Origin of the sequence: Stenotrophomonas rhizophila (assembly GCF_003751305.1) — a bacterium.
Classification (GTDB): domain Bacteria; phylum Pseudomonadota; class Gammaproteobacteria; order Xanthomonadales; family Xanthomonadaceae; genus Stenotrophomonas; species Stenotrophomonas rhizophila_B.
Genome location: NZ_RJKV01000001.1, coordinates 1,138,787 through 1,158,671 on the forward strand (window position 1 = coordinate 1,138,787; position 19,885 = coordinate 1,158,671).

The 19,885-nt window shown below is 66.6% G+C and carries 20 protein-coding genes and 1 tRNA gene; 9 read left to right on the forward strand and 12 right to left on the reverse strand.

Annotated elements, in window-relative coordinates; all coding sequences use genetic code 11:
• The first annotated feature begins 110 nt into the window (after nucleotides 1–110).
• Nucleotides 111–746 (forward strand): helix-turn-helix domain-containing protein, encoded by a 636-nt coding sequence (locus EDF74_RS05270; RefSeq protein WP_123729087.1) that lies wholly within the window; start codon nucleotides 111–113, stop codon nucleotides 744–746.
• Between the two features lie 3 nt (nucleotides 747–749).
• Here EDF74_RS05270 and EDF74_RS05275 read toward each other — a convergent pair whose 3' ends face one another.
• From EDF74_RS05275 to EDF74_RS05285, 3 genes are all read right to left on the reverse strand, one after another.
• On the reverse strand, nucleotides 750–3,869 hold the full coding sequence (locus tag EDF74_RS05275) for a discoidin domain-containing protein (protein ID WP_123729088.1): 3,120 nt from the start codon (nucleotides 3,867–3,869) through the stop codon (nucleotides 750–752).
• 135 nt (nucleotides 3,870–4,004) lie between these two features.
• On the reverse strand, nucleotides 4,005–5,312 hold the full coding sequence (locus EDF74_RS05280; RefSeq protein ID WP_123729089.1) for a type II toxin-antitoxin system HipA family toxin: 1,308 nt from the start codon (nucleotides 5,310–5,312) through the stop codon (nucleotides 4,005–4,007).
• Nucleotides 5,309–5,659: a helix-turn-helix domain-containing protein gene (locus EDF74_RS05285; RefSeq protein ID WP_123729090.1), complete on the reverse strand. Its 351-nt coding sequence runs from the start codon at nucleotides 5,657–5,659 to the stop codon at nucleotides 5,309–5,311. Before EDF74_RS05285 ends, EDF74_RS05280 begins: the two co-directional genes overlap by 4 nt.
• Before the next feature lie 232 nt (nucleotides 5,660–5,891).
• Between EDF74_RS05285 and EDF74_RS05290 the strand changes: the two genes are divergently transcribed.
• Entirely contained in the window at nucleotides 5,892–7,058 is a 1,167-nt protein-coding gene (locus EDF74_RS05290; RefSeq protein WP_123729091.1) for a nucleotide sugar dehydrogenase, read from the forward strand.
• An 11-nt stretch (nucleotides 7,059–7,069) separates the two neighbouring features.
• Here EDF74_RS05290 and EDF74_RS05295 read toward each other — a convergent pair whose 3' ends face one another.
• The 9 genes from EDF74_RS05295 to EDF74_RS05335 all read right to left on the reverse strand — a co-directional run bounded on the left by EDF74_RS05295 (nucleotide 7,070) and on the right by EDF74_RS05335 (nucleotide 14,442).
• On the reverse strand, nucleotides 7,070–7,957 hold the full coding sequence (locus tag EDF74_RS05295; protein WP_123729092.1) for a DMT family transporter: 888 nt from the start codon (nucleotides 7,955–7,957) through the stop codon (nucleotides 7,070–7,072).
• Nucleotides 7,958–7,989: 32 nt separating this feature from the next.
• Complete coding sequence (murB, locus tag EDF74_RS05300) at nucleotides 7,990–9,027, reverse strand: UDP-N-acetylmuramate dehydrogenase (protein ID WP_123729719.1); 1,038 nt, start codon at nucleotides 9,025–9,027, stop codon at nucleotides 7,990–7,992.
• A gap of 8 nt (nucleotides 9,028–9,035) precedes the next feature.
• Complete coding sequence (locus EDF74_RS05305; RefSeq protein WP_123729093.1) at nucleotides 9,036–10,091, reverse strand: quinone-dependent dihydroorotate dehydrogenase; 1,056 nt, start codon at nucleotides 10,089–10,091, stop codon at nucleotides 9,036–9,038.
• A gap of 9 nt (nucleotides 10,092–10,100) precedes the next feature.
• Nucleotides 10,101–10,871, reverse strand: a complete 771-nt coding sequence (locus EDF74_RS05310; RefSeq protein ID WP_123729094.1) for a class I SAM-dependent methyltransferase — start codon at nucleotides 10,869–10,871, stop codon at nucleotides 10,101–10,103.
• Between the two features lie 7 nt (nucleotides 10,872–10,878).
• Nucleotides 10,879–11,163, reverse strand: a complete 285-nt coding sequence (locus EDF74_RS05315) for a DUF4190 domain-containing protein (protein WP_123729095.1) — start codon at nucleotides 11,161–11,163, stop codon at nucleotides 10,879–10,881.
• Nucleotides 11,164–11,213: 50 nt separating this feature from the next.
• Entirely contained in the window at nucleotides 11,214–11,999 is a 786-nt protein-coding gene (locus tag EDF74_RS05320; RefSeq protein ID WP_123729096.1) for an SDR family NAD(P)-dependent oxidoreductase, read from the reverse strand.
• A complete protein-coding gene (gene amaB / locus EDF74_RS05325) occupies nucleotides 11,999–13,531 on the reverse strand; it encodes an L-piperidine-6-carboxylate dehydrogenase (RefSeq protein WP_123729097.1) in 1,533 nt (510 codons plus the stop codon). Before amaB ends, EDF74_RS05320 begins: the two co-directional genes overlap by 1 nt.
• A gap of 183 nt (nucleotides 13,532–13,714) precedes the next feature.
• Nucleotides 13,715–13,791, reverse strand: a tRNA-Arg gene (locus EDF74_RS05330).
• A 258-nt stretch (nucleotides 13,792–14,049) separates the two neighbouring features.
• Nucleotides 14,050–14,442, reverse strand: a complete 393-nt coding sequence (locus EDF74_RS05335) for a hypothetical protein (protein WP_123729098.1) — start codon at nucleotides 14,440–14,442, stop codon at nucleotides 14,050–14,052.
• Nucleotides 14,443–14,598: 156 nt separating this feature from the next.
• Between EDF74_RS05335 and EDF74_RS05340 the strand changes: the two genes are divergently transcribed.
• From EDF74_RS05340 to EDF74_RS05370, 7 genes are all read left to right on the forward strand, one after another.
• Nucleotides 14,599–15,087, forward strand: coding sequence for a DUF421 domain-containing protein (locus EDF74_RS05340; protein WP_123729099.1), 489 nt, complete (start codon nucleotides 14,599–14,601; stop codon nucleotides 15,085–15,087).
• 92 nt (nucleotides 15,088–15,179) lie between these two features.
• Nucleotides 15,180–15,419 carry a hypothetical protein gene (locus tag EDF74_RS05345; protein WP_184997070.1) on the forward strand — a complete coding sequence of 80 codons (240 nt, stop codon included), beginning with the start codon at nucleotides 15,180–15,182 and terminating at the stop codon, nucleotides 15,417–15,419.
• Nucleotides 15,420–15,602: 183 nt separating this feature from the next.
• Complete coding sequence (locus EDF74_RS05350) at nucleotides 15,603–16,766, forward strand: zinc-dependent alcohol dehydrogenase (protein WP_123729100.1); 1,164 nt, start codon at nucleotides 15,603–15,605, stop codon at nucleotides 16,764–16,766.
• Between the two features lies 1 nt (nucleotide 16,767).
• Nucleotides 16,768–17,760, forward strand: a complete 993-nt coding sequence (locus tag EDF74_RS05355; protein WP_123729101.1) for an acyl-CoA dehydrogenase — start codon at nucleotides 16,768–16,770, stop codon at nucleotides 17,758–17,760.
• Nucleotides 17,757–18,506, forward strand: a complete 750-nt coding sequence (locus EDF74_RS05360) for a PIG-L deacetylase family protein (protein WP_123729102.1) — start codon at nucleotides 17,757–17,759, stop codon at nucleotides 18,504–18,506. The genes EDF74_RS05355 and EDF74_RS05360 overlap by 4 nt, the downstream gene beginning before the upstream one ends.
• Nucleotides 18,503–19,090: an SAM-dependent methyltransferase gene (locus EDF74_RS05365; RefSeq protein WP_123729103.1), complete on the forward strand. Its 588-nt coding sequence runs from the start codon at nucleotides 18,503–18,505 to the stop codon at nucleotides 19,088–19,090. Before EDF74_RS05360 ends, EDF74_RS05365 begins: the two co-directional genes overlap by 4 nt.
• On the forward strand, nucleotides 19,087–19,800 hold the full coding sequence (locus tag EDF74_RS05370) for a glycosyltransferase (protein ID WP_123729104.1): 714 nt from the start codon (nucleotides 19,087–19,089) through the stop codon (nucleotides 19,798–19,800). The genes EDF74_RS05365 and EDF74_RS05370 overlap by 4 nt, the downstream gene beginning before the upstream one ends.
• Nucleotides 19,801–19,885: the final 85 nt, after the last annotated feature.

Below are 19,885 nucleotides of genomic sequence, written 5' to 3' on the forward strand. Positions count from 1 at the left end.
AGCGAAATGAGAGACGAACGCGACAAGAAACCATCCTGATCAGGATGGCATTCATCTCTACGTAGTATCGTATCCACTACTTCACCAGCAATAGCCCAAAGGTCCTGTCGATGAGCCCCAAAAGCCCGACGCTCGGAACCCTGCTGCGCGGTCTGCGCACGCGCCAGGGTTGGACGCTCAAGGAAATGAGCGAGCACACCGAAATCCCCCTGTCCACGCTGTCCAAGATCGAGCACGATCGCTTGACCTTGACCTACGACAAGCTCCAGCACCTGGCGCAGCGCTTGAACCTGCGCATGTCCGAGCTGTTTTCCGAGCCGGACAGCGACAGCGCGCCCAAGCCGGTCACCGCCCGGCGCAGCCTCGGCTCGCTGGACAAGGCGCTGCGGGTCCAGACTGACAACTACGACTACTACTATCTGTGCACCGAATTGCGGCGCAAGCGGATGATTCCGATCCTGACCAAGGTGCGCGCCAAGACCACCGCCGAATTCGGTGAACTGGTCCGTCACCCGGGCGAGGAATACGTGCACGTGCTGGAAGGCCGCATCCAGGTCCACACCGAGTTCTACGATCCGGTGGTGCTGGAGACCGGGCAGGGCATCTATATCGACAGCCAGATGGGCCATGGCTACATCGTCGACACCGGCTGCGAGGAAGCGGTGCTGCTGGCCGTGTGCGCGAGTGCGGACGAGGACCTGATGGAGTCGTTGATCACCCTGCATGAGCACGAGGGGAGTGTCTGACACTCACCACGTCGCCTCCAACCTGCGGAACGGCTTCTTGAGCAGCACACCGCGTGCGTCGTAGTCACTCACGCTGCGCCCATCCACCGTGACGGCGGTCGGGCGCGTGCGGCTTGGCCACCACACGCGTACCGCAGTGTCCTTGCGCAGCCCCTTGCCCAGCGTGACCTGCAGCGTGCCATCGCGCTGCATCGCCTGCATCGCCAGGGTGCCGTAGGCGGTCGGCAGCCGATCCACCGCCAACCCGTCGCCGGCCACCCATGACGGTGGGGCACCCGGCAGCAGCGACAGCGCGTCATCGTCTTCGCGCATCAGCATTCCGAACAGCGTGCGCCCGTACTCCGCACCGATCCAGGTATGCGGCATGTCGCCGAGATAGCGAGGGAAGCGCAAGCGCGAATGCACGACCTCGGCCAGCACCTGCCACTCCAGCGGGCGGCGGTCATGCAGCAGTCCCTGCAGCAGTTCATCGGCCGCCTCGGGCTGGTCCAGATGCACGTAGCTCAGCACATTGCGGATTTCGTACGGCGTATAGGCGTACAGGGCGTCCGGCGCGTTGCGCTTGCGGACATCGTCCAGATAGCGGGCGAACGTGGTGCGCAGTGCCTCGGCCGGCAGCACATCCTGTGCGCCGGTCGGGTCGAGCGCGATCGAAACACCGGTCGGGTCGCCATCGCCAAGGTCGGCCGAAGAGGGAATGAAGTCGATGCCCTTCCACGCCATCGTGGCGCGGATCGAGGCAGCCAGCGCATCGTGCAGGGCGGTGTACTGTCCGCGCGCCCATGCAGCGGTTTCGTGATCGCCCAGTGACTCGGCCAACCATGCACCGTCATGCCAGCCCTTCAGGCCCCAGTAGTCGTCCCAGTAGCTGTGCGTGGGCGAGGGATAGCCTTCATGGCTGATCGACGGTGCCAGGATGCCGGCGAAGCGCTCGGGGGCGGGCTGGGTGGCCATGTAGCCGGGCACCAGCGTGCGCTCGCGCAGTTCCTGCAGGAAGCGCATCGCCGCCTTCACCTTGGGCAGATACGCGCGCACCGACTCGGGCCCGCCATCCAGCCGCGCGACGTCGGCGACCAGACTGATGTACTGGCCTTGGCTGTCGTATTCGATATCCGAGCCGAAGCCGGTGTTGACGCTGCCGTCGTCGTTGAGGATCGGCGAGACCAGGCCGTTGGCGTGCACGCCGTGCTCGCTGTACCAGGCCAGGTAGTCGCGCGCGACCTTGGATTCGCCCATGCGCAGCAGCACCGCCGAGGTAGCCATGCCGTCGCGGATGAAGGAGCGGTTGTAGTTGCGCGGGCCGGGCTGCATCGCAGGGCCGGTCTGGTTGATCAGCATGTAGGCGGCCTGCGCGCGCAGCATGTCCACGAGGGACGGATCGGACAGACGCAGCCCGACCTGGCCCAGGCGTGCCTGCCAATCGTCCGATGCACGTTTGGCCAGGGCGTCGTAGGCCGCATCGGCTGCACGGGGTGTGCCGGACAGATCCAGCGCGGGCGCATCCGGCAGGGAGCCGTCTTTGGCTGTTGCCGCGGTGCCGAGCGGGAAGGCGACCACCACCGAGCAGCTGGCACCGGGTGCGAGCTGCACGCGGTAGGCCAGCGCCGCCGAAGCCAGGCCGTCACCATCGCTTGCCTGTGTGGCGGCGGGCAAGGTGCCGCTGGCGATCGCCGCGGTGATCTCGCTGCTGCCGTCCGGGCCGAACGGTGCTGCACCGGCAGCATCCACTGGCGTCAGCGACTGCAGCAGGGCGCGACCATTGATGCGTACGCGTTGACCCTCGATGGCGACCTCGCGGATCGGTGACAGGCCACCGTTCTGCCACGGCGGATTCATCTGCATCGGCCGCACCGCCAGGGTCAAGGTGCCGTCGACGGGCGCGCTCCCGGTGTTGCGCAGGCGGTGACGCACGAAGGTCACCGGCTGACCACCGAGCTCGACGGCGAACGCTTCGCTCTGCAGTTCAAGCCCGGGTTGTGGCGACCACGTCGCCGAGGGCATCGGCTTCCAGCCGTCGCGCAGTGCGTGCTGCACCGTCTGGTCGGCGGCGCCTGCGGCAACACCGTTGGCAGTGCGCCAGATCGGCTGCACCAGCGGCGCGCCCTTGAAGGCCTCGAGGTTGCCGTACTCGTCGAAGATCGATTTCTGCCGGCCAGCGTGGATGCCGACCGCAGTCCAGTAGGTCTGCTGCAGGTGCAGCGAGGCCGGGAACAACGCGCGCTGCGCGCCACTGGCGGTGATCTGATAGCGCTTCATCGGCGTCATCACGGCCTTTGGCCCCAGCAGGCGCAGGCGGTCGACCTGCGGTGCATCTCCCTCCACCGTCAGCCGCAGCGCCGTGGCGGTCACGGCCGCAGTGCCGGCCAGCCAACTCTGCTGGCGTGCACCGGCCTGCGGATCGCGCGCAAGCTCCATCCAATGGCCCTGCGCATCGCGCGCCTGCAGCCGTGCAGCGCCATGCGCGCCTGTCCAGTCTACGGCCAGCCCGGTGGTGGCGACCGCGCGTGGCAGCGTGATCTCAAGCATGTGCGTACCGTCCTTGCCACGCGGAATCGTGACCGCGCTGCCGCCTTGCCACAGCGCCGCCGCGTGGGCTGCATCCACACCGGCTACGCGCGCACTGGTGGTGCTGTCCAATGGCTCCAGTTCGAAGATCGACACGCCCCAGTCCGACGTGCGCTCCGGGCTGGCCAGGCGAAGGTAGCGGGCGTTGCGCGGCGCAAAGAACAGCGTCTCGATACCGCCGAGCGAATCGCGCATGGTGTAGGCCGGCTGCCATTGCTGCCCGTCCAGCGAGGTCTGCAGGGTGTAGCCCTCGGGATTGGAGACATCCCAGGTGATCTGCGCGCCGCTGAGCGTGCTCGGCTTGCCCAGGTCCACCTGGAACCAGTGGCCGGGGCTGAAGGCTCCGCCGGTGACCGTCTTCGGGTCGCCGTCGATCAGGTGGCTGACCGCCATCGCCGGGACCTGCTGCGAGGAGCTGCTGGCCTGCCATTGGTTGCGCGGCGGCAGGGTCTGGGCAGCCGCGGACAGGCCCAGCGCGAGGGTGGTGACAAGCAGGGTGGCGGCCAGGACGCGGCGGGGCCGGTGCACAACAGTCGAACGGTCAGCATGCAGCCCCATCAACGTGCTCCTGATCTGGAACCACCCCGACATCGGGATGGAGCCCACGCTAGCAGGGGCTGTAATCGTTTACATGACGCGTCGCAATATCAAGCGCACCCTCAGGTGGCCGCGTTGGCCATCTAAATGCGCAGCTCAGCGAATGTCCGTGCGCAGGCTGCCGCGGATCTGGTCGCGCCATACCTCGGCGACGCCGGCCTGATCGGCAAACTGCGGCCAGCGCTGCACGCTTTGCCGGACCTGCTCAATGATGTCGCGGGCGCGGCGGGCATTGATCGAGGCCGTCGCAGCACAGGCGGCCAGGTCGGCCAAATCGAACCCCTCGCGTTTTCCGTTGATCGACATCTGGTGCCGGGCCGTCCAGTCGCCGTCCGGGTTGTACGCCCAGGTGATGTCGAACGCAGGCGACAGCGACCACTGACCCTGCCGATCCATCAGGTAGGCGATGTTCTTGACGTGGTCGTCCTGGTTGCGTGCGATCACGTTGAACACCATCCGCCGGAACTGTTCCTCCAGCTGCGCCATGGGCAGGCGCAACTGGCGCATGACCAGGAGGGCCTGCTCGTAGGAGTAGGCCGTAGGATCATTGAAGTCGACGTGGGCCATCGCCGCCAACGATTGCATATGCCGCTTGCCCCCTGCATCGGTGCGGTCGAAGCGTTGGGTCATGAAGTGGCGGCGGCCGCCTTCCTCGAGCAGCCGGCACTCGCTGATCTGGATGCCCGCATCACGCGCCATCAGCGCGTACGCGTACTCGACCACGCCGTAGCCCTTGGGGTCAGCCAGTTCCTTGTCGCGGTTGTTCTGGACGCCATCGAACTTGAGCAGCCAGTAGCTGAAGTCTGGCGCTGCCGCGGCCTGGCCCGATCGGACCTCGCCGGTGCCCTCGTTCCAGGCGATCACGGCTTTGGCCCGTGCGCCACCGGCCGAGGTACCCACGCGCAGAATGTCGCGCAGCGCATCGGCGCGTTCTTCATCGCCGAATGAGGCACGCAGGTTGTCGCGGTTGCTCAGGACCTCCGTGGCCAGCGCGACCAGGGTATCGATCTGAATTTTGTGTGCCGTGCGGACGCGCGGACCATGCACAGGCGAGAACTCCAGCGCGCCCATGCCGCGTGTGCCGGTGTAGCAGAGCCGCTCCACCGCATTGAAGCTGTCCGGCGTGCGGCCCTGGGTGGCCAGCCACGCGTTGATCAGGGTATTGCCGTACTTGTCCGGCAGGGCGTCGGCGAGCAGGCCGGGCAGGCCATGGAAGCTTGCCGGGTTGAGGGAGGGGAAGCTGTAGATCCGATCCGCCGCGAGCGGCAGGGTCAGCGGCGCGACCTCGATGCTGGACCGTGCGAAGGCCGGGTCGTAGGCAAATTGTGCGATCCGCTCGCCGTCGGCCAGCGTCACCGCACCTATCCGGCTGCCCCACAGGCGCACTTCGGCCGTCGTGCTCATTGCTCATCGCCCCAGGTCCAGGGCTTGGCCGGTGCGGGCTCTGCCACCCCCGGTCGCGCGCGCTGGCGCGGGTGGCCGCGGCGCTCCAGCAGATCGATCGGATTGGGGCCGTCGCTGGGCAGCATCACGTCCAGCGCATCCAGCCTGCCGAGGGCGCGCAGGCAACGGATCAGATTCGCCAGCTGGGCGGGTGTGCCGTCTTCCAGCCGCTGCACGGTGCGCTTGGAGACGCCCGCAGCTTCGGCCAGCTGCTCCTGAGTCATGCCCTGTGAAAGCCGCACGCGGGCGAGACGTTGCCCCAGCTCAGCCAGGACAGCATCGTCCGTCATCAGATGTGTGATCGTCATAAGGTGACCCTCCTGACGCCTTGTATCGCATTATTGCCATAAAGCGTCAAGTTTGGCGGTTTACGACATTTATGTTGTATTTTATTAAAGCGCCACATATGGCGCTTTATATCGATTTATAGGAGTAAAGTGCCAAAAATGACGCTTAATGAAATGCGTTTGTGGCACTAACTCCGCAGCGTTTGCTAACATTCGCCCTTCGACTCTGGACGATGTACGCAGAGGATCCTGAATGAAGATTGCCATCGCCGGTACCGGCTACGTGGGCCTCTCCAACGCGGTGCTGCTCGCGCAGCATCACGAGGTGGTCGCGCTGGACATCGACCCGGCCAAGGTGGCGATGATCAATGCCCGGCAGTCGCCCATCGAGGATGCCGAGATCGAGGACTTCCTCGCCCATCGCGCGCTGAACCTCACCGCCACGCTGGATCCTGCGCAGGCCTATGAAGGTGCGGACTTCGTCATCGTCGCCACGCCGACGGATTACGACCCTACGTCGAATTACTTCAACACCGGCTCCGTTGAGGCAGTGATCGCCGATGTGGTGCGGATCCATCCATCGTCCGTCATCGTGATCAAGTCGACCGTGCCGGTCGGCTGCACGGCCGCGTTGCGGGCCAAGTTCAACACCGACGCCATTCTGTTCTCGCCGGAGTTCCTCCGCGAAGGCCGCGCGCTGCATGACAACCTGCACCCGAGCCGGATCATCGTGGGCGAGCGTTCGGAACGCGCGGCGGTGTTTGCCGAGCTGCTGAAGGAAGGCGCGATCAAAAAGGACGTGCCGGTGCTGTTCACCGACGCGACCGAGGCGGAGGCGATCAAGCTGTTCTCCAACACCTATCTGGCAATGCGGGTGGCGTACTTCAACGAACTGGATACCTACGCCAGTTCGCACGGGCTGGATACGCGCCAGATGATCGAAGGCGTCAGCCTGGATCCGCGCATCGGCGGCCATTACAACAACCCTTCCTTCGGTTACGGCGGTTACTGCCTGCCGAAGGATACGAAGCAGTTGTTGGCCAATTACAGCAAGGTACCGCAGAACCTGATCCACGCCATCGTCGAGTCCAACCGCACGCGCAAGGATTTCATCGCCGATGACATCGTGGCCCGCAACCCGAAGGTGGTGGGCATCTACCGGCTGGTGATGAAGGCCGGCTCGGACAACTTCCGCGCCTCGGCGGTGCAGGGCGTGATGAAGCGGATCAAGGCCAAGGGCATCGAGGTCATCGTGTACGAGCCGGTGCTGACCGAGCCGACCTTCTACCGCTCCCGCGTGGTCAATGATTTCGTGGCGTTCCTGGACGAGGCGGACATCATCGTCGCCAACCGGCTGACGCCGGAGCTGGAGGGCGTGGCAAACAAGGTCTACACGCGGGATCTGTTCGGGTCGGATTGATTCCCGCGGGTCTATTCCCCCGGCTTGGCGGCCGCGGTGACGGCCTGCGACTTCGCCCGGCGTGCCAGTACCGCTTCGCGGTGGGCGATGTAGGCATTGGCGCCGAGGATGATGCCGGCGCCGATCACGGTCCAGCGGTCCAGCGCCTCATTGAACAGCAGCCAGCCGAGCACGCTCACCAGCGGCAGCTGCATGAAGCTGATCGGGGTCAACGCGGAGACCTCGCCCAGGCGCAGGGCGCGTGTCCACAGCAGCTGGCCCAACGTGCCGAGCACGCCGGTCGCGATCAGCCAGACCCACGCCACGCCGGTGGGCCAGACCCACACGAACAGCGCTGGCACCAGCGACAGCGGCACCCAGAACACATAGGTGTAGAACACCACGGTATCGGCGCTGTCCACGCGGGTGAGCTGCTTGATCTGGATCGCCACCAGCGAACTCAGTACCGCGGCGCCCACGGCGACCAGGGTGCCGGGGGTGAAGCTGGTCGAGCCAGGGCGCACGATGATCAGCACGCCGATGAAGCCGATGATCACCGCCGCCCAGCGCCGCATGCGCACCGTTTCGCCCAGCCACAGCACGGCAGCGATGGTGACGAACAGCGGCGTGGAGTAGGAGAGCGAGATCGCCTGGGAGATCGGCAGATGCCCGATCGCCCAGAACGCGCACAGCATCGAGGCCAGCCCGATCGCACTGCGCAGGAAGTAGCGCGGCAGTTGCTGTGTCCTCAGCGGTGCGCTGCCCGGGCGGATCAGCATCGGCAGCAGCGCCAGCAGGCCGAAGGCGTTGCGGAAGAACGCCACTTCCTGGGTGGGCACGTAACGGGTGGCGTAGCGGATCGCGATCGCCATCAGGCCAAAGGCCAAGGTACTGCCGAGCATGAGCAGGGCGGCCCGCAACGGCGTGGCCACCGGTAACGCGGGGGCGGGGGTCACCACTGTGCGCCGATCAGCCTGGGCTCCGGTTCGATCGGCACGCCGAACTTCTCCAGGACCGAGGCGGAGATCCGCCGCGCCAACGCGAGCAGTTCTTCACCGGTGGCCTGACCGTGGTTGACCAGCACCAGCGCATGGCTCGGCGCCACCCCCGCATCGCCATCGCGATAGCCCTTCCAGCCGCAGCTCTCGATCATCCAGGCGGCGGAAATCTTGCGGCGGCTGTCGTCGTCGGCCGGGAACACCGGCAGCTCGGGGAAGTGCTGCAGCAGCACCTCTACCTGTTCCAACGGCAGGATCGGGTTCTTGAAGAAGCTGCCCGCATTGCCGAGCACCTCCGGATCCGGCAGCTTGCGACGGCGGATGTTGATCACCGCATTGGCCACATCGGCGGCCACCGGCAGCTCCACACCCATCGCCTCCATCTCCTCGGCGATCCCGGCATAGCCCAGGCGCAGGCCATGCAGCAACGGCAGACGCAGTTCGATCGCGGTGATCAGGTAACGGTCCGGGTCGTGCTTGAAGATGCTGTCGCGGTAGGCGAACTGGCAGCCTTCCGCATCGAAGCGCACCCAGTCGTTTTCGTGTCGGTCCCAGGCATCCACAGCCTGGATGAACTCGCCGACCTGCGCGCCATAGGCGCCGATGTTCTGGATCGGCGAGGCCCCGGCGGTGCCTGGGATCAAGGCCAGGTTTTCCAGCCCGGACAGCCCGTTCTGCAGCGACCACATCACCAGCCCATGCCAGTTCACGCCGGCACCGGCACGTACGATGGTGTGGTCGGCGCGGTGCTCGAGGATCTCGATGCCGCGGTTGGCGAACACCAGTACGGTGCCGTCCACGTTGTCGGCGATCAGCACATTGCTGCCGCTGCCCAGCACCAGCAGCGGCTGGTCGGCGACGCGCGGGAGGGCAAGTACTTCGGGCAGTACGGAAGGATCGAACACCTCCAGAAGCTGCGCGGCGGTGGCGTCGACGTGGAAGGTGTTGAGCGCCTTCAGCGAGGCGTTTTCAGTGATGGCCCAGGCAGTCATGGCGTCGTTCACAGCGGTGCCACCGCGCCGCGGCTGGGCGCCTCTCTGCGGCGGCGGATCGCCTCCACGCAGTCATGCACCAGCTCGGGGCCACGGAAGATCAGGCCGCTGTAGCACTGCACCAGTGCTGCACCGGCCGCCATCTTGGCTACCGCGTCCGCACCGGATTGAATACCGCCCACGCCGATCAACGGCATCGATTCGGGCAAGCGCGCACGCAGGCGGCGCAGCACCAGGGTCGACTGGCCCAGCAGCGGCGCACCGGACAGGCCGCCAGCCTCGTTCGCACGCGGGTCACCGGCCACGGCACTGCGGTCGATGGTGGTGTTGGTGGCGATCACGCCGTCCACCTTGAGCTCACCGAGCACGCGGGCAGCGGCGTCGATATCGCGGTCGCTCAGGTCCGGAGCGACCTTGACCAGCATCGGCACGCGCTTGCCGTGCTTGGCCGCCAGGCTTTCCTGGCTCTCGCGCAGCTGCGAAATCAGCTGGCGCAGCGCGGTCTCTTCCTGCAGCTCGCGCAGGCCGGCGGTGTTCGGCGAGGAGATGTTGACGGTGATGTAGTCGGCCAGCGGATACACCTTCTGCAGGCAGTGCTGGTAATCGTCGAACGCCTGCTCGTTGGGGGTGTCCTTGTTCTTGCCGATGTTGATGCCGAGCAGGCCAGTGCGGCGCTTGGCGCGCTCGACATTGCGGACCAGCGCATCCACGCCCAGATTGTTGAAGCCCATGCGGTTGATGATGGCCTGGTGGTCCGGCAGCCGGAACAGGCGCGGCTTCGGGTTGCCCGCCTGCGGGCGCGGGGTGATCGTGCCGATCTCCACGAAGCCGAAGCCCAGGGCCAGCAGCGCATCGATGTGCTCGCCGTTCTTGTCCAGGCCGGCGGCCAGGCCCACCGGATTCGGGAAAGTCACTCCGAACGCGTTGGTCGGCAGCGGGTCGATGCGGCGGCCCATCAGCGGCGTGGTGCCGGTGCGATAGGCCAGGTCCAGCGCGCTCAGGCCAAGGCCGTGGGCGCGTTCTGCATCGAGGGCGAACAGGAAGGGGCGGGCAAACGAGTACATGGCGTTCAATCAGTCCAGCGTGCCGACAAAGGCACGGGTTTGGTATTCAAAAGCGATCTGGCCGTCCACCGCATGGGCGTCGAACAGCTGTTGCAGCGCGGCCAGCATCGGCGCGTGGCGCGGGTGACCGGCCTGCGGTGCATACGAAGAGGAGAGCAGGCGGCCACGCAGGCCATCCAGGTCCATGCGCTGCACGTTCGGCAGCCGGGCCATGCCACGCAGGCCCTCGCCGAACCATGCGCGCATGGTGTCATCGTCCTGGTAGCGCTCGGCCACCTCGGTGTAGTCGGTACCGAACTCGAGCAGCAACTGCTCATAGCCGATCAGGAACGGCGAGGCATCGAGCAGGCGCGAGTTCCAGAAGACCAGCGCCATCCCTTCGGGTTGCAGGATGCGCGCCCATTCGTGGCGCACCGCAGCGGTGTCAAACCAGTGGAAGGCCTGCGCCGCAGCGACCAGACCCACGCTGTTGTCGGCCAGGCCGGTTGCTTCGGCGGTGCCATCGGCGACTTTCAGGCGCAGGTAGTCCGGTGCGAGCAGCTGCTCGGCCGCCTCACGCATGGCCGCATTCGGCTCCACCGCGATGACCGGGTGGCCGGCGGCCAGGAACAGCCGGGTGGAAATGCCGGTGCCGGCGCCGATATCGGCGACCAGGGTTTCGGTGGGTACACCGATGTCCTGGTGCAGCCAATCCAGCAATGCCGGGGGATAGTCGGGACGGTAGCGGACGTAGTCGGCAACCCGACTGCTGAAGCGTTCGGTCGAATCCGAGCGGCTCATGTGCACCTCACGATTGGGTAGCGGCAAACCAGGCCAGTCCGCCGAAGAACAACAGCACCACCACCAGCGCGAGCAGGCTGCCGATCACGATGATCCAGCCCAGGATCAGGCCGGCCAAGGCCATGCCGTCGCCTTCCAGCTCCAGCGGGCGGCGCCGGATCTCGGCGCGGGCCAGGTGGCCGGTGACGATCGCGGCGATGCTGCCGATGAAGGGCAGGGCGGTCCAGCCGAGGATGCCCATGATCAGGCTGACCACGGCCATGGCACTGGTTTGTCGGGGCGGAAGGCTCATGCAGGTCCTGGTCGCGGTGGGGTGGTTCGATGATAGGGCCAGCGGCGGGTTTATCCCATCAGGACCTGGCCACCATCCACATTCAAGGTATGCCCGGTGATCCAGCCCGCCAGCGGCGAGCACAGGAACAGCGCGGCGTTGGCGACGGCCGCGGGCTCGCCGAAGCGGCCGAACGGGATCTTCGCCAGGGTGTTTCGATACAGCTCCGGGTCCTGCTCGCGCCGGCGTGCCCACAAACCATCCTCGAACTCGATCGAGCCCGGGGCGATGGCATTGACGCGGATCCGCTGCGGCGCCAGGGCCAGGGCCTGCGAGGTGGTGTAGTGCATCAGCGCCGCTTTGGCCGCCGCGTATGGCGCGCCACCCGGGCGCGGCTGCTGGGCAGCGATCGAGGCCAGGTTGAGAATGCAGGCATCACTGGACTGTGTCAGCCAGGGCAGGGCCAGTCGCGAGGCGCGCACGGCCGACATCAGGTCGACGTTCAAGCTGGCTTCCCAGCCCGCCTCATCGTCGGCCATGCCGTAGCCGGTCGCATTGTTGACCAGCACATCGATACCGCCCAAGGCCTGAGCGGCATCGGCCAGCCAGCGGCCGATGTCGTCCAGCCGGGAGAGGTCGGCGCTGGCGGTATGCACGGCCAGGCCGAGCGCTCCGGCATCCGCACGCAGTGCGGCCAGACCGGCCTCACCGCGTGCGCAGACAGAGACGCGGGCGCCTGCCGAAGCAAACGCCAGCGCCATCGCGCGCCCGATGCCCTTGCTGCCGCCGGCAATCAGCACCCGGCGCCCGGTGAACTCCAGGCGCGGGCCGGCCGACAGGTGGGACGCGGGGTCCATCACAGGTCGAACTTGATGCCCTGGGCCAGCGGCAGCGAATCGGAGTAGTTGATGGTGTTGGTCTGGCGGCGCATGTAGACCTTCCAGGCATCCGAGCCGGACTCACGGCCACCGCCGGTGTCCTTCTCGCCACCGAACGCACCACCGATCTCCGCACCCGAGGTGCCGATGTTGATGTTGGCGATGCCACAGTCCGAACCGGCTGCCGAGAGGAAGCGCTCGGCGGTCTTCAGGTTGGTGGTGAAGATCGAGGAGGACAGGCCCTGCGGCACGCCGTTCTGCATGTCGATCGCCTCGTCCAGCGTGCTGTACTTCATCACGTACAGGATCGGGGCGAAGGTTTCGTGCTGGACGACCTCGTCGCTGTTCTTCAGGCCGGTCACGATGGCCGGCAGCACGAAGTTGCCGGCGCGGTCGATGCGGGTGCCACCGGTCTGCACGGTGCCGCCGCTGGCCTTGGCCTTCTCGATCGAGGCCAGGAACTGCTGCACGGCGCCGTCGCTGTTGAGCGGGCCCATCAGGTTGGCCGGGTCGGTCGGATCGCCGATCTTGCCTTCCACCTGCTTGTACGCCTTGATCAGCGTGGCCAGCACGTCGTCATGGATGGATTCGTGCACGATCAGGCGGCGCGTGGTGGTGCAGCGCTGGCCGGCAGTACCGACGGCGCCGAACACGATGCCCGGGATCGCCAGCTTCAGATCAGCGGTTTCATCCAGGATGATGGCGTTGTTGCCGCCCAGTTCCAGCAGGCAGCGGCCCAGGCGGTGCGCGACCTTCTCGGCGACCTGGCGGCCGACCTGGGTCGAACCGGTGAAGCTGATCAGCGGCACGCGCTTGTCGGCCACCATCTTCTGCGACAGCTCGGTGCCGGCATCGTTGATCAGGAAGAACAGGTCCGGGAACCCGCCGTCGCGCAGCGCTTCATTGCAGATGCGCATGGAGGCGATCGCGGTCAGCGGGGTCTTGTTGGACGGCTTCCACAGGCAGATATCGCCGCAGATCGTGGCCAGGAACGAGTTCCAAGCCCACACCGCGACCGGGAAGTTGAACGCACTGATGATGCCGACCAGGCCCAGCGGCTGGTACTGCTCATACATGCGGTGGCCCGGGCGCTCGGAATGCATCGTGTAGCCGTAGAGCATGCGGCTCTGGCCCACGGCGAAATCGGCGATGTCGATCATCTCCTGCACTTCGCCATCGCCCTCGGGCTTGCTCTTGCCCATTTCCAGGGCGACCAGGGAGCCCAGGGCGTCCTTGTTGGCGCGCAGGGCTTCGCCACACAGGCGCACGGCTTCGCCACGGCGCGGGGCCGGGGTGGTGCGCCAGACCTTGAAGGCCTCCTGGGCGCGGGCCACGATGGTTTCGTAGTCGGCGTCGGTGGTCGCGTAGACCTGGGCGATGGCTTCGCCGGTGGTCGGGTTCACCGGGGTGATCACACCGGCATCGGTGGCCGAAGACCACTCGCCGTTGCCAAGGTAGGTGCCAGCGTTGGTCGCGTCGAGGCCGAGGGCCTTCAGCAGGTCAGAGGACATGCAAACTCCTGTTGCGTTGCGTTTGTAAGGCGCTGGCCGCTGGCAGGGTGGGGGGCGGCAAGCTCAGCCCCGAATGGTAACAGAGGGGCGCAATGCCTCATCTGGCGATGCAGCGCACAACTCGGCACATCCCGCGGCGGCAGTAATCCACCCGGCAGGCAATGGCGCGAAAGCATCCGATGTTGGTGACCCCGGCCCGATTCGAACGGGCGACCTTCCCCTTAGGAGGGGGACGCTCTATCCAGCTGAGCTACGGGGCCAAAACGGCCTGCAAGGATACAGGCAAACAGGCTGGTTCTGCAGCCGGACATCCTTCCAGAGCATATCGGCAGCCCAGCTGGGGAGGCGCCGCGCAAACTACGTTGCTGGCGGTCGCTCATAATCCTCAGGCGTCGCCCCGTGCTCCGCCTCTGGCATGTCCCTGTCCTTCCACCGGGCGTCATCGTTCCTCAGCTTGTCCGGGGTATGGCTCTTCTGCTGGTCATCTTCTTTGGTAGCAGGTGCTCGCGGCGCAGTAGTCATGACATTTCCTCGTCTGATTGGCGATCCAGCGTCTGTTTGCCGGCCGTGCCGTGCTGGCCGAAGTTTGGCTGGGTAATGCCGTCGTCCTCGCGCACGCCGTCCGGCTCACCTTCACCGGCTTTGCCTCCCTTGCCGTGTCCGTGCTGGTTGTAGCCCTCGTTCTCGGTCTTCAGGTGCTCCGCATCCGGATCTTTCGGGTCCTTGTCGTCCTTTGGTGGCTTGGCCGCGACGAACGGGGAAATCGGGTCACTGGCCGGGAAGGTCTCTTCCAGCGCCTCATCGTGGTTCTCCGACGTGCGCTCCTTGTCGACGGCGCCTTCTGCCGGCGGGCAGTTGTGCGTGGCGTGGGCGTCTTCGGCGGAGGCGGGCGGGGTCTTGTCGTGCTGCATGGCGTGTCTCCTGCGCGAACGGGTAGGGCGGTAATGGCTCGACGCTAGCCCTGCCGCTGTTACGGAGGAGCGGGGGTGCCGTGAAGGGCGGGTGCTCCCACCGGCTTCACCTGGTAATTCCTATCGTCCAGGCCTCGCCACACGGAGGCTGCCGCGATGCATGAGATGTTCGAGTTGGGGATGGAATGGTGGGAGTTCGTGTTCCGCGCGGTCGCGGTCTACGTCGTGGTCCTGTTGCTGAGCCGGTTGAGTGGCAAGCGGTCCATGGGCCAGTCCACGCCGTTCGACATCCTGGTGATCGTGCTGCTGGGCACGGCCGTGCAGAACTCGCTGATCGGTGAAGACACGTCACTGCCGGGCGGCCTGATCCTGGCGGCCACATTGATCGGCCTGAACTGGTTCGTCGGCTTCCTGGGTGCGCGCAGCAAACGCCTGAATGAGATCGTGGAGGGCGTTCCCGTGGTGCTGGCACGGCACGGCACCATCTACTGGGAGCAGGTAAAACGCTGCAATGTCAGTCCGGCGGATCTGGAGGTGGCGATGCGCGCGAACGGCTGTGAGGGCTTCGGACAGGTCGAGCTGGCCGTGCTGGAAACCTCGGGCGAGATCACGGTGCATAAACGCCGTTCCGAAGGCCACGGCTGATCCGCGGCTCGCGCCCGGCGGCGCCGCCCATCGCTGGATGTTGACGGGAGGCCGCGTAGCGTCGAAGCCGCCCCACAACAGGAAAACGTGCGATGTACATGCCACTGGACAGTGAAGCGATGACCCCACGCGATGATGCGATCGCCCAGGTGCCGGACCCGACCCCGGACCCCATGCCGCCCCCGCCGCCGGTGGAAGAGCCCGGCCGAGGCGATCCACCGGCGCAGGAGCCGCCGCAGGAGGTACCGCCGGAGGGTGATCCCGCGCCTGCATCGCCGCCGCAGGAGCTGCCGCCGGATCCGGAGACGCCTTCGGCGCCTTCAGTGGAGTAACACGCTGCCGGCCGACAGCGCACCGGCAGAATGAATGCTTCATGCCTCACGCGAGGGCAAGCGCTCCGCGTGGCGGGAGTATCAGCCTGCAAAGTGGCGGGGTGAACGCCCCGCACACGGTGCGGTCACGACGCTGCCACGCCGTACCACGTACCACGGAGGTACTTGGACACGGAGTTTGCTATGCGCGCACTGACTTACCACGGCAGCAAGGACGTACGGGTCGATACCGTGCCGGATCCCGCACTGGCCGCCCCGGACGACATCATTCTGCGGGTCACCGCCACGGCGATCTGTGGCTCGGATCTGCATCTGTACCGCGGCAAGATCCCCGACCTGCACACCGGCGACGTGCTCGGCCATGAGTTCATGGGCGTGGTGGAGGAGGTGGGTGCAGGCGTGATGGATCTGCGCCCGGGCGATCGCGTGGTGATTCCGTTCGTGATCGCGTGCGGTGAGTGCTTCCATTGCCGGCTCACCGAGTTCGCGGCCTGCGAGACCACCAATACCGGCAAGGGCGCGGCAGTGAATCAGAAAGGCATCCGCCCGCCGGCGGCACTGTTCGGTTACAGCCATCTCTATGGTGGCGTATCCGGCGGGCAGGCGGAGTTCGTGCGCGTGCCCAAGGCCAATGTCGGGCCGCTGCGTATTCCGGATGCGCTCTCCGATGAGCAGGTGCTGTTCCTCTCCGACATCCTGCCGACCGGCTACCAGGCCGCGCTCAATGCAGGCGTCAAACCGGGCTCCACGGTGGCGATCTTCGGTGCTGGCCCGGTCGGGTTGATGAGTGCCGCGTGCTGTCGCCTGCTCGGTGCGGAGACGATTTTCATGGTCGATCACCTGCCGTATCGCCTGGCGTTCGCGCAGCAGACCTACGGCGTGACGCCGATCGACTTCACCAAGGTGGAGGATCCGGCGGAGTACATCATCACCCAGACCAATGGCCGCGGTGTGGATGCCACGATCGAGGCCGTCGGGTTCGAAGCGGAGGGCAGTGCGCTGGAGTCGGCGCTGACCACGCTCAAGGTGGAAGGCAGCAGCGGCGTGGCGATCCGCCAGTGCATCGCCGCGACGCGTCGCGGCGGCACGGTGAGCATCCCGGGTGTGTATGCGGGCTTCATCCACGGCTTCCTGCTCGGCGATGCGTTCGACAAGGGCCTGACCTTCAAGATGGGCCAGACCCACGTGCAGAAGCTGATGCCCGAGCTGCTCGACCATATCGGCGAAGGCCGGCTGGTTCCGGGTGTGATCGTGACTCACCGGCTGTCGCTGGAAGACGCGGTGCGTGGCTATGAGATCTTCGACCGCAAAGAGGAGGATTGCCGCAAGGTGATCCTGACGCCCTGACATGAATGCCGTGGCTTCTCTGGTACCGTCGACGGCACCGCAGCCGGTGACCGATGGCGACGACCTGCAGGCGCAGGCCCGCGCGTGGATCGAACATCACCCCACGTTGCCGCGTCCCGGCAGCGGGGATACGTTGCTGCGCTGGCAGGCGCTGGCACACATGGCGGCGCGCGATCTCTGCCTGGCCAAGGTGCTTGAAGCGCATTACGACGCGCAGGCGATCCTGGAGGAACTGGGCGCCGCCAGGCCGGATCGCGATCGGCTGGGTGCGGTATGGGCAGCCGAAGGGCCGGCAGCAACCCTGCGCTTCGATCGGGCCAGCGGCACGCTCTCCGGTGACAAGCCGTGGTGCTCCGGCGCCAGCTGGGTTGACCATGCGCTGGTGACGGTGCGCGACGACGACCGCTCGCGGCTGTTCCTGGTGCCGGTGCGCCGCGCCAGCGTGAGTTTCCTGCCGCAGACGTGGCAGGCGACGGGCATGGGGCGGGTCCCGAGTGGCACGGCACGCTTCGACCAGGTGCCGGCCGTCGAAATCGGTGCGGCCGACGCCTATCTGCAGCGCCCCGGTTTCTGGCATGGCGGCGCGGGCATTGCGGCCTGTTGGTTTGGCGGGGCCAGTGCCTTGGCCGAGCCGCTGCTGCGCAGCGCGCGTGCCGATGAACCGGGCACGGCATCCGGCCTGCTCGGTGAGATTGATCTGGCGCTGTCGCCGTGCGCCTCCCTGCTGCGCGAGTTGGCCGCGCTGATCGATGCGCAGCCCGACGAACCCCATCAGCGCGAGATCGTGCGGGCGCGCAGCGCCGTGGAGCGCGCCGCCACCCTGACGCTGGACCGGGTGGGCAGGGCGCTTGGGCCAGGGCCGATGTGCATGGACCCGGCACACGCCCTGCGCTGGGCAGACCTGACCGTCTTCATCCGCCAGAGCCACGCCGACCGCGATTGGCAGCACCTCGGCAATCTGATGCACCGCGAGGGACGCACGTGGACACTGTGAATCGTCAGATTGAAGGCGGCGGCGTGACCGAGGCGCAGTGGGCGGCATCGCCGTGGTTGCAGACACTGCCGCTCGTGTCCCCTGCAACGCTGTTCGGCGATGCGCGACGGCTGGTGGTGGTGTCGCCGCATCCCGACGATGAAGTGCTGGCCTGCGGTGGCCTGATGGCGCTTGCGCACCAGGCGGGGCTGCCCGTCACGGTGATCTCGGTGACGGACGGCGAGGCCTGCTATCCCGATCACCCTGCGTGGTCGCCCGAGCGGCTGCGCGTGGCCCGTGCCGCTGAGCTGGACGAGGCGCTGCGTTGCCTGGGCTTGGCGAGTGCAGCGCGGATCGCCTGGCACATCGGCGATGGCGCGGTGACAGCCAGTGAGGCATGGATTGGCGAGCAGTTGGTGAGCCTGCTGCAGCCGGATGATCTGGTGTTGGCACCGTGGCGCTTGGACGGGCATCCGGACCATGAAGCGGTCGCGCGTGCCTGCGTGCAGGCCTGCACCGCACGCGGCGCCGCAGTGAAGGAATACCCCGTGTGGGGCTGGCATTGGCTGGATCCGGCGGCGGCAGCGACGGTCTGGGCGTCGGCCACACGCTATGCGCTGGATGACGAGCTGGTGGGCAGCAAGCGCGATGCGATCCAGCAATTCGTGACCCAGACCGGTGCGGTGGAGGGCTTGGAGTGCGAGCCCATCCTGCCTGCCGATGTGCTGCAGCGGTTCGAACGCAACTACGAGGTAGTGATCGGATGAGTGATGTCGCCTACTTCAACGCGTTGTACGAGGAGGAGGACCCCTTCCAGTACCGCACGCGCTGGTACGAACAGCGCAAGCGTGCGCTCACCCTGGCCAGCCTGCCGCGCGAGCGCTTTGCCCGTGGCTGGGAGCTGGGGTGTGCCAATGGCGTACTGACCGCAGCCTTGGCCGAGCGCTGCGATCAACTGCTTGCCACCGACCTGAGCAAGGGGGCGGTGCTGGCCGCCCGGGCGATGACGCGGGGGCAGACCCACGTCAGCATCGAACAGGCCCGTCATCCGCAGGCATGGCCAGCGGGACGGTTCGATCTGATCGTTCTCGGCGAGATGGGCTATTACCTGGCACCTGAAGACATGCATCAGACGGCCGCGCAGGTCGTGACCTCGCTTGCACCGCAGGGCGTGGTGATTGCCTGCCACTGGCGCGTGCCGTTCGAGCAGGCGCGCTGCAGCGCTGCATTCGTTCACGGGCAACTGGATGCCTGCCTGCCCCGTGTTTTTTCCTATCGTGACGAGGACATGCTGCTGGAGGGGTGGTCCACCGATACCACCTCGGTGGCCGCACGTGAGGGGCTGCGATGATCGCTGTGACCCTTCCCGCGCACAACGAAGAACAGCTTATTGCCGTGTGTCTGCAATCACTGCAGGTGGCGGCCCTGCATCCCGCGCTGCGCGACGAACCGGTGGTGATCGTGGTGGCACTCGATCGCTGCAGTGACGCCACCGAGTGGATCTGCCAGCGCATGGGGGTGGAGGTGGTCAACGTGGACGCCGGCTGCGTCGGCATTGCCCGGGCAGCCGCCAGTGAACGTGCGTTGGCGCTCGGTGCCCGCTGGATCGGCTGCACCGACGCCGACAGCGTGGTGCCGCCGGACTGGCTGGCGCGCCAGCTGCAGTGTGGTGCGCATGCGTTCTGCGGCGTGGTAGCCGTCGGCGACTGGCTGGACTATCCGCAGGCGGTGCGCGAGCAGTTCCTGCAGGGCGAGCAGGCGGTGGATGGCCACCCGCATGTACACGGTGCCAACATGGGCTTCAGCGCTGCGGCGTATCGTCAGTCCGGTGGCTTCGCGCCACTGACGACCGGAGAGGACGTCGCCCTGATCCAGACGATGCACGGCGCAGGCATGCGCGTCGCGCGGCTGGCCAGCCCCCGGGTGATGACCAGCGCCCGCCGTCATGCACGTGCGCCGCACGGTTTCAGTGACTTCCTGCGCCGCCTTGAGCAGCGTGTGGGCTTCGTGACGGACGATGTTGTGAGCGAGGTCGTCCCCATTTCGTTGCAGGCGCGCTGAAGGAAGTAACACGCATTTCGCGCTTCGACGACGCGCCGTGCACATCTGTCGCGCAGCACGTTGAGGTCGCTGAACACTCGCATTT

Excerpts from the sequence above, each read along its gene's own strand:
- EDF74_RS05270 (WP_123729087.1), top strand. The coding sequence starts at position 111 with ATGAGCCCCAAAAGCCCGACGCTCGGAACCCTGCTGCGCGGTCTGCGC.
- EDF74_RS05275 (WP_123729088.1), bottom strand. The coding sequence starts at position 3,869 with ATGGGGCTGCATGCTGACCGTTCGACTGTTGTGCACCGGCCCCGCCGC.
- EDF74_RS05280 (WP_123729089.1), bottom strand. The coding sequence starts at position 5,312 with ATGAGCACGACGGCCGAAGTGCGCCTGTGGGGCAGCCGGATAGGTGCG.
- EDF74_RS05285 (WP_123729090.1), bottom strand. The coding sequence starts at position 5,659 with ATGACGATCACACATCTGATGACGGACGATGCTGTCCTGGCTGAGCTG.
- EDF74_RS05290 (WP_123729091.1), top strand. The coding sequence starts at position 5,892 with ATGAAGATTGCCATCGCCGGTACCGGCTACGTGGGCCTCTCCAACGCG.
- murB (WP_123729719.1), bottom strand. The coding sequence starts at position 9,027 with ATGACTGCCTGGGCCATCACTGAAAACGCCTCGCTGAAGGCGCTCAAC.
- EDF74_RS05305 (WP_123729093.1), bottom strand. The coding sequence starts at position 10,091 with ATGTACTCGTTTGCCCGCCCCTTCCTGTTCGCCCTCGATGCAGAACGC.
- EDF74_RS05310 (WP_123729094.1), bottom strand. The coding sequence starts at position 10,871 with ATGAGCCGCTCGGATTCGACCGAACGCTTCAGCAGTCGGGTTGCCGAC.
- EDF74_RS05315 (WP_123729095.1), bottom strand. The coding sequence starts at position 11,163 with ATGAGCCTTCCGCCCCGACAAACCAGTGCCATGGCCGTGGTCAGCCTG.
- EDF74_RS05320 (WP_123729096.1), bottom strand. The coding sequence starts at position 11,999 with ATGGACCCCGCGTCCCACCTGTCGGCCGGCCCGCGCCTGGAGTTCACC.
- amaB (WP_123729097.1), bottom strand. The coding sequence starts at position 13,531 with ATGTCCTCTGACCTGCTGAAGGCCCTCGGCCTCGACGCGACCAACGCT.
- EDF74_RS05335 (WP_123729098.1), bottom strand. The coding sequence starts at position 14,442 with ATGCAGCACGACAAGACCCCGCCCGCCTCCGCCGAAGACGCCCACGCC.
- EDF74_RS05340 (WP_123729099.1), top strand. The coding sequence starts at position 14,599 with ATGCATGAGATGTTCGAGTTGGGGATGGAATGGTGGGAGTTCGTGTTC.
- EDF74_RS05345 (WP_184997070.1), top strand. The coding sequence starts at position 15,180 with ATGTACATGCCACTGGACAGTGAAGCGATGACCCCACGCGATGATGCG.
- EDF74_RS05350 (WP_123729100.1), top strand. The coding sequence starts at position 15,603 with ATGCGCGCACTGACTTACCACGGCAGCAAGGACGTACGGGTCGATACC.
- EDF74_RS05355 (WP_123729101.1), top strand. The coding sequence starts at position 16,768 with ATGAATGCCGTGGCTTCTCTGGTACCGTCGACGGCACCGCAGCCGGTG.
- EDF74_RS05365 (WP_123729103.1), top strand. The coding sequence starts at position 18,503 with ATGAGTGATGTCGCCTACTTCAACGCGTTGTACGAGGAGGAGGACCCC.
- EDF74_RS05370 (WP_123729104.1), top strand. The coding sequence starts at position 19,087 with ATGATCGCTGTGACCCTTCCCGCGCACAACGAAGAACAGCTTATTGCC.